This is a genomic window from Aminipila butyrica (genome assembly GCF_010669305.1).
GTDB lineage: Bacteria > Bacillota > Clostridia > Peptostreptococcales > Anaerovoracaceae > Aminipila > Aminipila butyrica.
The window spans coordinates 2,062,564-2,076,290 of record NZ_CP048649.1 but is presented as its reverse complement, the minus strand read 5'-3'; the positions used below and the strand labels follow the sequence as shown (position 1 = coordinate 2,076,290).

Annotated in this window: 6 protein-coding genes, 3 tRNA genes and 3 rRNA genes; 10 read left to right on the top strand and 2 right to left on the bottom strand. The window is 50.1% G+C overall.

The window, feature by feature from the left end; all coding sequences use genetic code 11:
- The first annotated feature begins 181 nt into the window (after nucleotides 1-181).
- The 7 genes from Ami103574_RS09845 (at nucleotide 182) to Ami103574_RS09815 (ending at nucleotide 6,672) form a co-directional block, all read left to right on the top strand.
- Nucleotides 182-1,700 (top strand): 16S ribosomal RNA (locus Ami103574_RS09845).
- Nucleotides 1,701-1,738: 38 nt separating this feature from the next.
- Nucleotides 1,739-1,815: transfer RNA gene (locus tag Ami103574_RS09840), tRNA-Ile, on the top strand.
- 272 nt (nucleotides 1,816-2,087) lie between these two features.
- Nucleotides 2,088-4,982 (top strand): 23S ribosomal RNA (locus Ami103574_RS09835).
- A gap of 197 nt (nucleotides 4,983-5,179) precedes the next feature.
- Nucleotides 5,180-5,296 (top strand): 5S ribosomal RNA (gene rrf, locus Ami103574_RS09830).
- The 16S, 23S and 5S rRNA genes sit together here with 3 tRNA genes alongside, the layout of an rRNA operon.
- Nucleotides 5,297-5,302: 6 nt before the next feature.
- A tRNA-Glu gene (locus Ami103574_RS09825) sits at nucleotides 5,303-5,377 on the top strand.
- Between the two features lie 54 nt (nucleotides 5,378-5,431).
- Nucleotides 5,432-5,514, top strand: a tRNA-Leu gene (locus tag Ami103574_RS09820).
- A gap of 324 nt (nucleotides 5,515-5,838) precedes the next feature.
- Nucleotides 5,839-6,672 carry a collagen-like protein gene (locus Ami103574_RS09815; protein ID WP_163066853.1) on the top strand — a complete coding sequence of 278 codons (834 nt, stop codon included), beginning with the start codon at nucleotides 5,839-5,841 and terminating at the stop codon, nucleotides 6,670-6,672.
- Between the two features lie 404 nt (nucleotides 6,673-7,076).
- Here the strand turns inward: Ami103574_RS09815 and Ami103574_RS15745 are convergent, their stop codons facing one another.
- On the bottom strand, nucleotides 7,077-7,607 hold the full coding sequence (locus Ami103574_RS15745; RefSeq protein WP_216859246.1) for a hypothetical protein: 531 nt from the start codon (nucleotides 7,605-7,607) through the stop codon (nucleotides 7,077-7,079).
- Nucleotides 7,608-7,738: 131 nt separating this feature from the next.
- The gene (locus Ami103574_RS15740) at nucleotides 7,739-8,389 is read right to left on the bottom strand and encodes a hypothetical protein (protein ID WP_216859245.1); all 651 of its coding nucleotides are present in this window, start codon (nucleotides 8,387-8,389) and stop codon (nucleotides 7,739-7,741) included.
- A 516-nt stretch (nucleotides 8,390-8,905) separates the two neighbouring features.
- Here Ami103574_RS15740 and Ami103574_RS15975 point away from each other — a divergent pair.
- From Ami103574_RS15975 to Ami103574_RS09785, 3 genes are all read left to right on the top strand, one after another.
- Entirely contained in the window at nucleotides 8,906-10,702 is a 1,797-nt protein-coding gene (locus Ami103574_RS15975; protein WP_207710490.1) for a collagen-like domain-containing protein, read from the top strand.
- 87 nt (nucleotides 10,703-10,789) lie between these two features.
- Nucleotides 10,790-12,520, top strand: a complete 1,731-nt coding sequence (locus tag Ami103574_RS16175) for a collagen-like domain-containing protein (RefSeq protein ID WP_170295611.1) — start codon at nucleotides 10,790-10,792, stop codon at nucleotides 12,518-12,520.
- A 100-nt stretch (nucleotides 12,521-12,620) separates the two neighbouring features.
- Complete coding sequence (locus Ami103574_RS09785; RefSeq protein WP_163066851.1) at nucleotides 12,621-13,727, top strand: tetratricopeptide repeat-containing glycosyltransferase; 1,107 nt, start codon at nucleotides 12,621-12,623, stop codon at nucleotides 13,725-13,727.

The window sequence follows — 13,727 nt, the reverse complement described above, 5'->3', positions numbered from 1 at the left end:
ATCAATCAGCATGATTGGTAAGATAACCAAACTTGTTTTGGAAGTCAACGTACAATTTCTTAAAAACAATAATTCTAGGATTTACGGAAACGTGAAGAATAGAACAAGCAAACGCAAATGTGTTTAGCTTGAGTCGAAAGACAAACTTGATTTGAATCAGAGCAATCTGAGTTAAATACCATTTACAAAGAGTTTGATCCTGGCTCAGGATGAACGCTGGCGGCGTGCCTAACACATGCAAGTCGAGCGAGAAATTTACAAACAAATCTTCGGAAGAGTGCGTAAATGGAAAGCGGCGGACGGGTGAGTAACGCGTAGGCAACCTGCCTCATGCAGAGGGATAGCCTCGGGAAACCGGGATTAAAACCTCATGATGCAAGAGAAACACATGTTTTTCTTGTCAAAGATTTATCGGCATGAGATGGGCCTGCGTCTGATTAGCTAGTTGGTAGGGTAACGGCCTACCAAGGCAACGATCAGTAGCCGACCTGAGAGGGTAATCGGCCACATTGGAACTGAGACACGGTCCAAACTCCTACGGGAGGCAGCAGTGGGGAATATTGCACAATGGGCGAAAGCCTGATGCAGCAACGCCGCGTGAGCGAAGAAGGCCTTTGGGTCGTAAAGCTCTGTCCTTGGGGAAGAAACAAATGACGGTACCCAAGGAGGAAGCCCCGGCTAACTACGTGCCAGCAGCCGCGGTAATACGTAGGGGGCGAGCGTTATCCGGAATTATTGGGCGTAAAGAGTGCGTAGGTGGTCTTGTAAGCGTGGGGTGAAAGGCAGTGGCTTAACCATTGTAAGCCCTGCGAACTGTGAGACTTGAGTGCAGGAGAGGAAAGCGGAATTCCTAGTGTAGCGGTGAAATGCGTAGATATTAGGAGGAACACCAGTGGCGAAGGCGGCTTTCTGGACTGTAACTGACACTGAGGCACGAAAGCGTGGGGAGCAAACAGGATTAGATACCCTGGTAGTCCACGCCGTAAACGATGAGCACTAGGTGTCGGGGTCGCAAGACTTCGGTGCCGCAGTTAACGCATTAAGTGCTCCGCCTGGGGAGTACGCACGCAAGTGTGAAACTCAAAGGAATTGACGGGGACCCGCACAAGCAGCGGAGCATGTGGTTTAATTCGAAGCAACGCGAAGAACCTTACCAGGACTTGACATCCCTCTGACAGTCCCTTAACCGGGATCTTCCTTCGGGACAGAGGAGACAGGTGGTGCATGGTTGTCGTCAGCTCGTGTCGTGAGATGTTGGGTTAAGTCCCGCAACGAGCGCAACCCTTGTCAATAGTTGCCAGCAGTAAGATGGGCACTCTATTGAGACTGCCGTGGATAACACGGAGGAAGGTGGGGATGACGTCAAATCATCATGCCCCTTATGTTCTGGGCTACACACGTGCTACAATGGCTGGTACAGAGAGACGCAAGACCGTGAGGTGGAGCAAATCTCCAAAACCAGTCCCAGTTCGGATTGTAGGCTGCAACTCGCCTACATGAAGTTGGAGTTGCTAGTAATCGCAGATCAGAATGCTGCGGTGAATGCGTTCCCGGGTCTTGTACACACCGCCCGTCACACCATGGAAGTTGGGGGTGCCCAAAGTCGGCCAGTAAATAGGCTGCCTAAGGCAAAATCAATGACTAGGGTGAAGTCGTAACAAGGTAGCCGTATCGGAAGGTGCGGCTGGATCACCTCCTTTCTAAGGAGACTAACTTTTACACTATGAGTTTTTTTCATGGGCTTGTAGCTCAGGTGGTTAGAGCGCACGCCTGATAAGCGTGAGGTCGGAGGTTCGAGTCCTCCCAAGCCCACCAGAACTTTAAAAAGTTCTAAACGTACTTTGAAAACTGAATAATATGCAAATAAATATCAGAAGTGTTAATAACACACAAAAATAGATACGAAATCGAGGTTATCGAAAGATAACAAAAGAACAGTTAAACTAAGACAAGTCTTTTTAGAATTGTTAAGGGGAAACTACGATTTCAACCGAGAAACCAGAAGAAATGCAAGTCTTTACACAAGTGTGAATGACGAAGTTTCTTAACAAACTAAATCCTGTTTAACGCTAAGCAGGTAAATTGCTGGTCAAGCAAATAAGAGCATAAGGTGAATGCCTTGGCACTAGGAGCCGACGAAGGACGTGGCAAGCTGCGAAAAGCTGCGGTGAGGAGCAAACATCCGTCAACCCGCAGATGTCCGAATGGGGGAACCCACCTATGGTAATGCGTAGGTATCCTATGATGAATAAAATAGTCATAGAGAAGGTAACCCGGGGAACTGAAACATCTAAGTACCCGGAGGAAGAGAAAGAAACATCGATTTCCTAAGTAGCGGCGAGCGAAAGGGAAAGAGGCCAAACCAGTGCTTGCACTGGGGTTGTGGACACTCATCACGTATGGCGTGTATAGTCAAAGTTGTCTGGAAAGGCAAACCGAAGAGGGTAAAAGTCCCGTAGACGAAATGCACAAGATGCAGAGTGAATCCAGAGTACCACCGGACACGTGAAACCCGGTGGGAAGCCGGGGGGCCCACCCCCCAAGCCTAAATACTACCTAGTGACCGATAGTGAACAGTACCGTGAGGGAAAGGTGAAAAGAACCCCGGGAGGGGAGTGAAATAGAACCTGAAACCTTATGCTTACAAGCAAAGGGAGCGCAAGTGACCTTGTACTTTTTGTAGAACGGGCCAACGAGTTATGGTATGTAGCAAGGTTAAGGTGCTGGAGCACTGGAGCCGTAGCGAAAGCGAGTCTGAATAGGGCGGTTAGTTGCATGCTGTAGACCCGAAACCGGGTGACCTATCCATGTGCAGGTTGAAGCGAGAGTAAAATCTCGTGGAGGACCGAACTCATGTCTGTTGAAAAAGGCTGGGATGACGTGTGGATAGCGGTGAAATTCCAATCGAACCCGGATATAGCTGGTTCTCCTCGAAATAGCTTTAGGGCTAGCCTCAAGGAAAATGATACTCGGAGGTAGAGCACTGAATGTTCTAGGGGCCTTCACCGGTTACCGAAAACTATCAAACTCCGAATGCCGAAGTATTAAACTTGGGAGTCAGACTATGTGAGATAAGTTTCATAGTCGAAAGGGAAACAGCCCAGACCAACAGCTAAGGTCCCAAAATGTAAGTTAAGTGGAAAAGGATGTGGAGCTGCATAAACAGCTAGGATGTTGGCTTAGAAGCAGCCACTCATTTAAAGAGTGCGTAATAGCTCACTAGTCGAGTGGCTCTGCGCCGAAGATAAACGGGGCTAAAACTTACTACCGAAGCTTTGGAATTATCGTAAGATAATTGGTAGAGGAGCATCGTATGCGGGCAGAAGCGAAGCCGGAAGGCTTGGTGGACTGCATACGAGAGAGAATGTTGGCATGAGTAGCGTAAGGCAGGTGAGAATCCTGTCCACCGAAAATCTAAGGTTTCCTGAGGAAGGTTCGTCCACTCAGGGTTAGTCGGGGCCTAAGCCGAGAGCGAACGCTGTAGGCGATGGACAACTGGTTGAGATTCCAGTACCACCGAAATTCGTTTGAGCGAAGTGGGGACACAGAAGGATAAGCTGAGCGCACCGTTGGTAGAGTGCGTCTAAGCGTCAAGGGAGAACAGGTAGGCAAATCCGCTTGTTCAATTCTGAGGCGTGATGGGGAGGGAAAATATAGTACCGAAGCAGCTGATTTCACACTGTCAAGAAAAGCCGCTAGCGAGAATGTAGGTGCCCGTACCGTAAACCGACACAGGTAGATGAGGAGAGAATCCTAAGGTGAGCGAGAGAACTATTGTTAAGGAACTCGGCAAAATAACCCCGTAACTTCGGGAGAAGGGGTGCCTGCGAAAGCAGGCCGCAGTGAAAAGGCCCAGGCGACTGTTTACCAAAAACACAGGTCTCTGCAAAAGCGAAAGCTGAAGTATAGGGGCTGACGCCTGCCCGGTGCTGGAAGGTTAAGGGGACTGCTTAGGGTAACCGAAGGCATGAACTTAAGCCCCAGTAAACGGCGGCCGTAACTATAACGGTCCTAAGGTAGCGAAATTCCTTGTCGGGTAAGTTCCGACCCGCACGAAAGGCGTAACGATCTGGGCACTGTCTCAACAATAGACTCGGTGAAATTGTAGTACCGGTAAAGATGCCGGTTACCCGCAGCAGGACGGAAAGACCCCATGGAGCTTTACTGCAGCTTGATATTGGATTTCGGCGTTGCATGTACAGGATAGGTGGGAGGCTACGAAGCTAGGACGCCAGTTTTAGCGGAGCCACCGTTGGGATACCACTCTTGTAACGTTGAAGTTCTAACCATGTACCGTGAACCGGTACTGGGACAGTGTCAGGCGGGCAGTTTGACTGGGGCGGTCGCCTCCTAAAGAGTAACGGAGGCGCCCAAAGGTTCCCTCAGCGCGGACGGAAATCGCGCGAAGAGTGTAAAGGCAGAAGGGAGCTTGACTGCGAGACCAACAAGTCGAGCAGGGACGAAAGTCGGGCTTAGTGATCCGGTGGTACCGAGTGGAAGGGCCATCGCTCAACGGATAAAAGCTACCCTGGGGATAACAGGCTGATACCGCCCAAGAGTCCACATCGACGGCGGTGTTTGGCACCTCGATGTCGGCTCGTCTCATCCTGGGGCTGAAGTAGGTCCCAAGGGTTGGGCTGTTCGCCCATTAAAGAGGTACGCGAGCTGGGTTCAGAACGTCGTGAGACAGTTCGGTCCCTATCCGCTGTGGGCGTAAGAAATTTGAGTGGAGCTGTCCTTAGTACGAGAGGACCGGGATGGACATACCTCTGGTGCACCAGTTGTCTTGCCAAAGGCATAGCTGGGTAGCTACGTATGGAAGGGATAAGCGCTGAAAGCATCTAAGTGCGAAGCCCCCCACAAGAAAAGATTTCCTCCAGAAATGGTAAGACCCGTGAGAGACTATCACGTTGATAGGTCGGAGGTGGAAGTGCAGTAATGCATGGAGCTGACCGATACTAATAGGTCGAGCGCTTGACCAAAATGGTTTCAAGGAAAAAATCTGATAGACAATGTATATTATTCAGTTTTGAGAGTACGCTCTCAACAAAACACAGTAGCGAAGGAAGTTTTTTAATAGCCGAGGCGCGAGAGCGAAGAGGAGCAGAGTGTACTAGAGTACATGAGCACCGCATGAGCGAGCAGCAACAAAGGCTGGTGAAAAAATGACAAGCTAGAATCCGGTGACAATAGCGAGGAGGCTCCACCTGTTCCCATCTCGAACACAGTAGTTAAGCTCCTTAGCGCCGATGATACTTGGCGGGCAGCTGCCTGGGAAAGTAGGACGTCGCCGGTTTAAAATGGCTCCATGGTCAAGCGGTCAAGACACCGCCCTTTCACGGCGGTAACCCGGGTTCGATTCCCGGTGGAGTCACCAAAAAAGAGAAATGATTTCTATGCTGCAAGGGTATAGAAATCATTTTGTCTATATGCGCGATTGGCGGAATTGGCAGACGCACTAGATTTAGGTTCTAGCGGGCGACCGTGGGGGTTCAAGTCCCTCATCGCGCACCATAATGAAAATCCGAAGTTCTTTAATATATAAAGGACTTCGGGTTTTTTTGTGCAGTGCTAATTTCTTTTTATCTTGATTTCGGTTGATGATTCAAGAGTTCCTATGAGTTCACCTTTATATTTCGTGCACCAGAATGCAAATTTTTTCGTATACTGGATTAGTAAGCAGAATGACAAGAAATGTTGTAAAGTGTTTTAAATGCTAGAGTCGTTTTGCTAGCTATAAGCTTGCTTTTATAGGAAAGGAGGAGCAATTAATTGGGCATATATTATCCAGATAATCGATCGCGTTATTATAAATATTGCGGAGATGGAGAAGCACAAATGAGCAATTGTTGCTGTGGTACAGGGCAGCCAGGGCCTCCCGGTCCTCCGGGACCAGCAGGTCCTATGGGTCCTCAGGGGGTACAGGGGCAGCCGGGTCCAGCAGGAGCTCAAGGTCCAGCGGGTCCAGCAGGAGCTCAGGGACAACCGGGGGTGCCGGGTGAAGCTGGCCCTCAAGGAAATCCAGGTCCGGCAGGAGCTCCGGGCCCAGCGGGACCACAGGGAGACCCGGGGGTACCGGGAGCAGATGGCCCACAAGGAAGCCCAGGTCCAGCGGGAGCTCAGGGGCCAGCCGGCCCAGCCGGTGCGCAAGGCGATCCGGGCGAGTTAGGCCCAGCAGGTCCACAAGGTGAAGCGGGTCCAGCAGGATTACAAGGTCCGGCGGGTCCAGCCGGTGCACAAGGAGATCCAGGAGCGCTAGGCCCAGCAGGTCCACAAGGTGAAGCGGGTCCAGCAGGATTACAAGGCCCGGCGGGTCCAGCCGGTGCACAAGGAGACCCAGGAGCGCTAGGTCCAACCGGCCCACAAGGTGAAGCGGGTCCAGCAGGATTACAGGGTCCAGCGGGTCCAGCCGGTGCACAGGGAATCCCAGGAGAAGCGGGCGAGCCAGGAGAAGCCGGTCCACAAGGAGATCCAGGTCCGGCGGGAGCTCAAGGTCCAGCGGGTCCAGCCGGTGCACAAGGGGCGCCGGGTGTGCCAGGTGAAGCGGGTCCGCAAGGTGTGCCAGGTCCGGCGGGAGCTCAGGGAGCCTCTGTTATAATTAGACTAAGTAAATGCTTTCTTTTTTATCAATCTGTCGGGAGGTCTCGTCCACTTAAAAAACGTAATCGTTAAACCTTTTTAACGATTTCAAATTTTTATTTCCAAAAAAATCTATTGAAATTAAAGCCAGCTTCAAGGGGAGACATTCCCCGAAAATGGCTTTGAACTTTAATTCTTCTAAATTTATAGGCGTTTCGGAACCACCAAAACTTTTTAGTTGGAAGGGTCTTGCACAAACGCAGAAATTCGATCCCCTTTCTATAAAAAATTATTTATTTCTAACTGCGAAAAAGCGTATTTTATTTTGAACAAATCTGTTCTTACCAGAGTTACAAAGCTATTAATATTTGATTGAAAAGCCATGTATCAGTAGGGAGGCAGGCGTTTAAAATGCTGGTTGTATTACTGAACATATAAAAGCAGAAGCTAAAAGTCTTGCTTGCGCTTTGACTATACTTTGGCTAATTTTGAGATTTTTATATAATTCCCCAAAAAGTTACTGTAGAAACATTAAACATTTTGTCATTCAATAAAAAGGAATCACCACTATTGATGATTTTGAATTCGGAAAATTCACTTGTAACGTTAATTATATCAGTGAAATTGTAAATTACAGGTCTTGAATTATCCAAGAAAATCTCATTTTTTGTAAAAGATTCGCTGTTTAAGACATATTCCAAGGCCGAGTAGTAGTTTTCTTGGGATTGTGAGACACAGATTTTTAGCATTATCATGTACTTGCCAATCTTATTAATTGAAAAAATTCCATTTACTAAATCATAAGTAATTACAGGATCTCCAGTAGTTTTCACGTTGTTAAACTTTAATATGCTGCCATGATTAATAATGCGCTCCGTCTGCTCAGGGGGAAAATCCCAAGAATATTGTGCGCCTGCTAATGCTATATTGGGACCGGTCGGACCGGTTGGTCCAGTAGGACCTTGATATCCCCGTTCACCTTGTGGACCTTCTAATCCCTGACAGCCCTTTTCACCTCTTATTCCCATCGGCCCAACGGGACCTATAGGCCCTTCGGGTCCAATTGGACCGGCTGATCCTTCGGGACCTATTTCTCCGGGGTAGCCTTGCTCACCTTGTGGTCCACGGCAACCTATCGGACCAGGATCGCCTTTTGGTCCTAAAGGACCTCGTGGTCCTGGCGGCCCTTGGCATCCAGGGTTTCCTTTTGGGCCTCTTGGTCCTTGGCATCCCGGATCTCCCTGTGGTCCAATATCTCCTCGAGGACCAGCGTCGCCTTTTGCTCCTTGTGCCCCTTGGCAGCCTCGTGGGCCAGTTGCTCCGGTAGGACCGATTTCGCCAGTAGCACCAGGCTTCCCAGCAGGACCAATTTCGCCAGTAGCACCAGGTTTTCCGGCAGGACCGATTTCGCCAGCAGGGCCAGTTGCTCCGGTAGGACCGATGTCACCAGCAGCACCGGGTTTTCCAGCGGGACCGATTTCGCCAGCAGGACCAGTTGCTCCGGTAGGTCCGATTTCGCCAGCAGCACCAGGTTTTCCAGCAGGACCGACGTCACCAGTAGGACCAGGTTTTCCGGCAGGACCGATTTCGCCGGCAGGGCCAGTTGCTCCGGTAGGTCCGATTTCGCCAGCAGCACCGGGTTTTCCAGCAGGACCGATTTCACCGACAGGGCCAGTTGCTCCGGTAGGTCCGATTTCGCCAGTAGGGCCAGTTGCTCCGGTAGGACCGATGTCACCAGCAGCACCGGGTTTTCCAGCAGGACCGATTTCGCCAGCAGCGCCGGGTTTTCCAGCAGGACCGATTTCGCCAATAGGACCAGTTGCTCCAGTTGGGCCAGTTGCTCCGGTAGGACCTGCAGGGCCTATTGGGCCGGGACATCCCATGGGACCAGGATCGCCTTGTGGTCCAGGACACCCCATGGGACCAGGTTCGCCTTGTGGACCTTGGAGACATTGACATCCAGTTGGCCAGCAAGTTGGATTTCCACAGTTGGAATATTCACAGCCGCTAATTGGTGTATTGCCACAACAAGGTTGGAGCCTTGATTGGGGATTAAATATCTCGTAATTTGCATTCATATTACTTCGGCTATTGTTATGTGCGTTATTGGCGATAAGGCTTTTATTCGGATTATATATACTCAATTTCCTTCTCCCTTCATAATATGCTATCGAAATTTTTCTACTAATTGTTCTACATTAGGCTATGAATTAAAGAACGTCAATGTGCAAATTTTAGTGCAATGGTGTACATTGATTGCTTTTGAATCATATACTGCACTTGGGAAGCACTTTAAAAAGCATTATTAAAGGAAGGGAATATATGTATGCACAATAACTATAAAGACTACAAAGAAAGTCCTACAAAAACTTTGAAATCAGAAGATAGTATGATTTGTTGTGGCTGCGGTTGTTTCGAGCAAGCACCACTCCCTGATTGTGAAATTTGTGAGCCAGGTCGACCTGGAGCAACCGGACCGCAAGGGCCGCAAGGGGATTCAGGCTGCCCTGGAGCAAAAGGCGATTCGGGGTGCATTGGCCCAGCAGGAGCTGCGGGAACTATGGGCGACGAAGGCCCTCGGGGCGAGGCTGGAGATCAAGGCGAAAAAGGTGAACGCGGGGATCGTGGTTATCCAGGGCCACAAGGACCAAGAGGTCTTCAGGGCCAAAGGGGGCTAACTGGTGATTCTGGTGTTCGAGGGGATGTAGGACCAATAGGTGAGCCGGGATATGAAGGCCCAACTGGTCCGAGAGGGAATAATGGTGCTGCTGGGCCGCAAGGTATCGCAGGTATAACCGGGCCCCAAGGGGATAATGGTCCAGCAGGCCCACGAGGCAGTATTGGTCCTACCGGTTTATTAGGTCCTGGAGGGTCGCAAGGGCAAGTAGGCTTATTAGGACCACGAGGTATCGCTGGCCCAGAAGGGCCAATTGGTGTTCAAGGTTCTCAAGGATGTCAAGGACCAGAGGGTCAACAGGGCGAGCAAGGGGATATAGGAGAGACCGGACCTCTCGGATATCTTGGCTTTACAGGCCCTATTGGTCCTTTAGGTTCTATTGGACCAACTGGAATTCAAGGCCCAACCGGAATCCAAGGCCCAACGGGAGATCAAGGTCCAACCGGAGATACAGGTCCAACCGGAGATACAGGCCCAACGGGGTCTTTAGGATATACAGGCCCAACTGGAGATCAAGGTCCAACGGGAGATACTGGTCCAACTGGAGATCAGGGTCCAACGGGAGATCAGGGCCCAACGGGAGACCAAGGCCCAACCGGAGACCAAGGTCCAACCGGAATTCAAGGTCCAACCGGAGATCAGGGTCCGACGGGAGACCACGGCCCAACCGGAATCCAAGGCCCAACCGGAGACCAAGGTCCAACCGGAGACCAAGGTCCAACCGGAGATCAGGGCCCAACCGGAGATACTGGTCCAACTGGAGATCAGGGCCCAACGGGAGATCAGGGTCCAACAGGAGATACAGGTCCAACTGGAGACCAAGGTCCAACCGGAGATCAGGGTCCAACAGGAGATACTGGTCCAACGGGAGATCAAGGCCCAACTGGAGATACGGGCCCAACAGGAGAACAAGGTCCCGCAGGAATTCAAGGGCTGCAAGGCATTGAGGGAGATACAGGTATTCAAGGAGTAATTGGCGAAGAGGGGTATCTCGGTTGGTCTGGCAGTGCGGGAAGCGCAGGTATTGTTGGCAGAAGTGGGCAAGAGCCCTATTTAATACTTGATGGAAACCTGGAGGCTTCAGGAAGCAGTATGCAGGGGACTATTGGCAATGTTATCGTAAGTGTAGTATACGATGGCGCGGATGCGGTCGATATGAGATTAGCACCTGCAAGCGTACCTCTGACCGTTGATTATAAGCGACTTAGTTTTTGGGATGCAAGTGGGATAGAGTCGTCCTTTAACAATGGATATAACCTTTCGGCATCAACAAGTATCGATGGTTTGATATTTTCATCATCCCGTGAGATGCATCGGGTTTGGTTAAGGCAAAGGGATCCAGTAACTTTATTATGGTCACTCTTTGAGATCCATTTATTTTCTTCTGATACAAAACGGAGAACTACCGCATCAGCTTATTTAATTGAAGACAATGTATCCTATTAAGCGATTTTAAATATCTGTACGAAACTCAACGTTTGTCATAAAAAGCAAATAAAACCCCCAGTTTTATTAAAAGAGAGGAATAATGATATGCACAATAACTTTGAAGACTATCAGGAGAAATCTTGCTGCTCAGATAATGAAAATTGTCCTCCAGGACCGCAGGGGCCGGTAGGTCTAAGAGGTCCGAAGGGAAATCCGGGGTGTCCTGGCCCTAAGGGGGATGTGGGCAACGCTGGCCCTCAAGGACCAATTGGTCCAGTCGGTCCTGAAGGTCCAAGAGGTCCAAAGGGTCCCAAAGGTGACCGAGGTGAAAGAGGAGATTTTGGTTGCCGTGGTCCTGCTGGTCCACGTGGTGAGCAAGGTCCGATCGGGCCACAAGGTCCTAAAGGGGTTCGTGGTGATGTAGGGCCTCAAGGAGATCCTGGCTGTCAAGGGCCAAGAGGCCCAAGAGGGAATACCGGCCCAGTGGGGCCCCAAGGAATTCAAGGTATTCCGGGTCCGAAAGGAGATACCGGTCCGATAGGTCCCATAGGTTTACCAGGGCCGGAAGGGCCGGAAGGTCCCCAGGGTGCGCAAGGAATTCAGGGGCCAATTGGTCCAGAAGGGCCAGCAGGTCCAACCGGGTTGCAAGGTCCACAAGGTCCTCAGGGATGTCAAGGGCTGGAAGGCCCACAGGGGATTCAAGGTGCACAAGGCCCGACAGGAGATACCGGTCCGACCGGCCCGACCGGTGCAATAGGCCCGACCGGCCCAACGGGCCCGACCGGCCCAACTGGCCCGACCGGCCCAACAGGTCCGACAGGTCCAACCGGCCCGACCGGTCCAACCGGTCCGACAGGCCCGACCGGTCCAACCGGTCCGACAGGCCCGACGGGACCAACCGGTCCAACAGGTCCGACAGGCCCGACGGGAGATCAGGGTCCAACAGGAGATACAGGTCCAACGGGAGATACAGGCCCAACGGGAGATACCGGCCCAACGGGAGATCAGGGAGCAATCGGAGATATCGGCCCGACGGGAGATACAGGCCCAACCGGAGACCAAGGACCAATCGGAGACATCGGCCCGACCGGAGATACCGGTCCAACAGGAGATCAGGGAGCAATTGGAGATATCGGCCCGACGGGAGATACCGGTCCAACGGGAGATACAGGCCCAATTGGAGACATCGGCCCGACAGGAGATACCGGTCCAACGGGAGATACAGGCCCAATCGGAGACATCGGCCCGACAGGAGATCAAGGCCCAACAGGAGACACCGGTCCAACAGGAGATACCGGTCCGGCGGGAGCCCAAGGGATACAGGGAATTCAAGGTATTCAAGGGCCGACAGGAGATCAAGGGGAAGAAGGCCCAACCGGCCCGACAGGAGATACCGGCCCAACCGGGGATACCGGACCAACCGGGGCCAATGGTATCACGCCGACACAGTCAGCCCGTGGCAGCATCAATACGTCAGGAAGTACCCTTGACATGGAAATTGATGGTATGATCATCCGAGTAGCGTATGTATCGGGTACAACATTTAACATCTCAATTCTTCCGGCTAGTACACCTGTTCTAATTGATTTAAGACGTCAATCCGTAAACAGTAGTACTATAACGTCGACTCCGCAAGATAACTATACCCTGAGTTCGACAATAAGCATTTCACCAAACCTGAATGGAAGTAGTAATAGTATTACTTGGATTTGGTTTAGGATTCAAAATCCGTCAACGCTTCTCTGGAACGAATATGAGGCAAGTATTTTTATTTCTGGTTCTAACTCAAGAGCGTCAATGTGGGCATATCTTGTGGAGGCAAATGTATCATACTGATGCTGCACTGTAAATTATTTTAGTGTATCTGGTTGGAGAGAATTACATGTTAAATTCTCTCCCGCCATATTTTATGATTAGCATATAAGTAGGTGTAGAGGTGAATAAATATAAAATTAGTGTTTATGCGATAAGCAAAAATGAAGAAGACTTTGTGGACAGGTGGATGGATGCAGTTTCAGAGGCAGATGAAGTCATCGTTTTAGATACTGGCTCAACGGATAATACGGTGGAAAAACTTCGCAGCCGTGGCGCAAAAGTATATGAAGAAAAAATTGCGCCTTGGCGGTTTGATGTCGCCCGCAATCGTGCCATGGAAAAGGTTGCAAGTGATGCCGATATTTGCGTTTCGAATGATATCGATGAAGTATTTGAAAGTGGTTGGCGAAAGAAGCTTGAAGATGCCTGGAAAAGGGAGCACACGAGAGCCAAATATATGTTTGTTTGGAGCCACAATGAGGATAATTCCATAAACAAGCAGTTTCCCATGGAGAAAATTCATCGGCGGCATGGTTTCAAATGGATTCATCCTGTACACGAGATTTTACAATACAGCGGTTTAGATAAAGAAGCATCTGTTTGGGTACCAGGTTTAATTTTGCATCATTATCCCGACAATACCAAGCCAAGAAGCCAATACTTGCCATTACTTGAACTCTCTGTTGAGGAGGACCCGACAAATGATCGTGCAACTTTTTGGCTGGGCAGAGAATATATGTACTATAAAAAATATAGAGAAAGTATTGAAACCTTAAAAAAGCATCTTTTGCTGCCTTCAGCAACGTGGAAGGAGGAGCGAAGTGCGTCCATGCGATTTATTGCACGATGCTATGATGAATTAAAGGTTGAGACCGAAGCAATTTCTTGGCTTTTTCGTTCCATTGCAGAGTGTCCAGACATTCGCGAACCCTATTTGGCGTTAGCCCGTTTGGGGTATAAACAACAAAATTGGCCATTAGTTTATGCCATGGTTCAAAGAGCTTTAGCGATTACTAATAGCACCGGCAGCTATTTGACAGAACCTGAAAGCTGGGGATACAGCTTGTATGATTTAGGTGCAATCAGCACCTATCATCTCGGCCTTTTGGCAGATTCAAAAAGATATGCTGCTAAGGCACTAAGCTTAAGCCCTCATGATGAGCGATTAAAGAATAATCTGGCGCTTATTGAAAAGAAGATTATGATGCTTGATAAGGAAGATGTATAG

Bases quoted from the DNA above. Each gene is read 5' to 3' on its own strand.
- Ami103574_RS09815 (WP_163066853.1), top strand. From the start codon at position 5,839: ATGAGCAATTGTTGCTGTGGTACAGGGCAGCCAGGGCCTCCCGGTCCT.
- Ami103574_RS15745 (WP_216859246.1), bottom strand. From the start codon at position 7,607: ATGGGAATAAGAGGTGAAAAGGGCTGTCAGGGATTAGAAGGTCCACAA.
- Ami103574_RS15975 (WP_207710490.1), top strand. From the start codon at position 8,906: ATGCACAATAACTATAAAGACTACAAAGAAAGTCCTACAAAAACTTTG.
- Ami103574_RS16175 (WP_170295611.1), top strand. From the start codon at position 10,790: ATGCACAATAACTTTGAAGACTATCAGGAGAAATCTTGCTGCTCAGAT.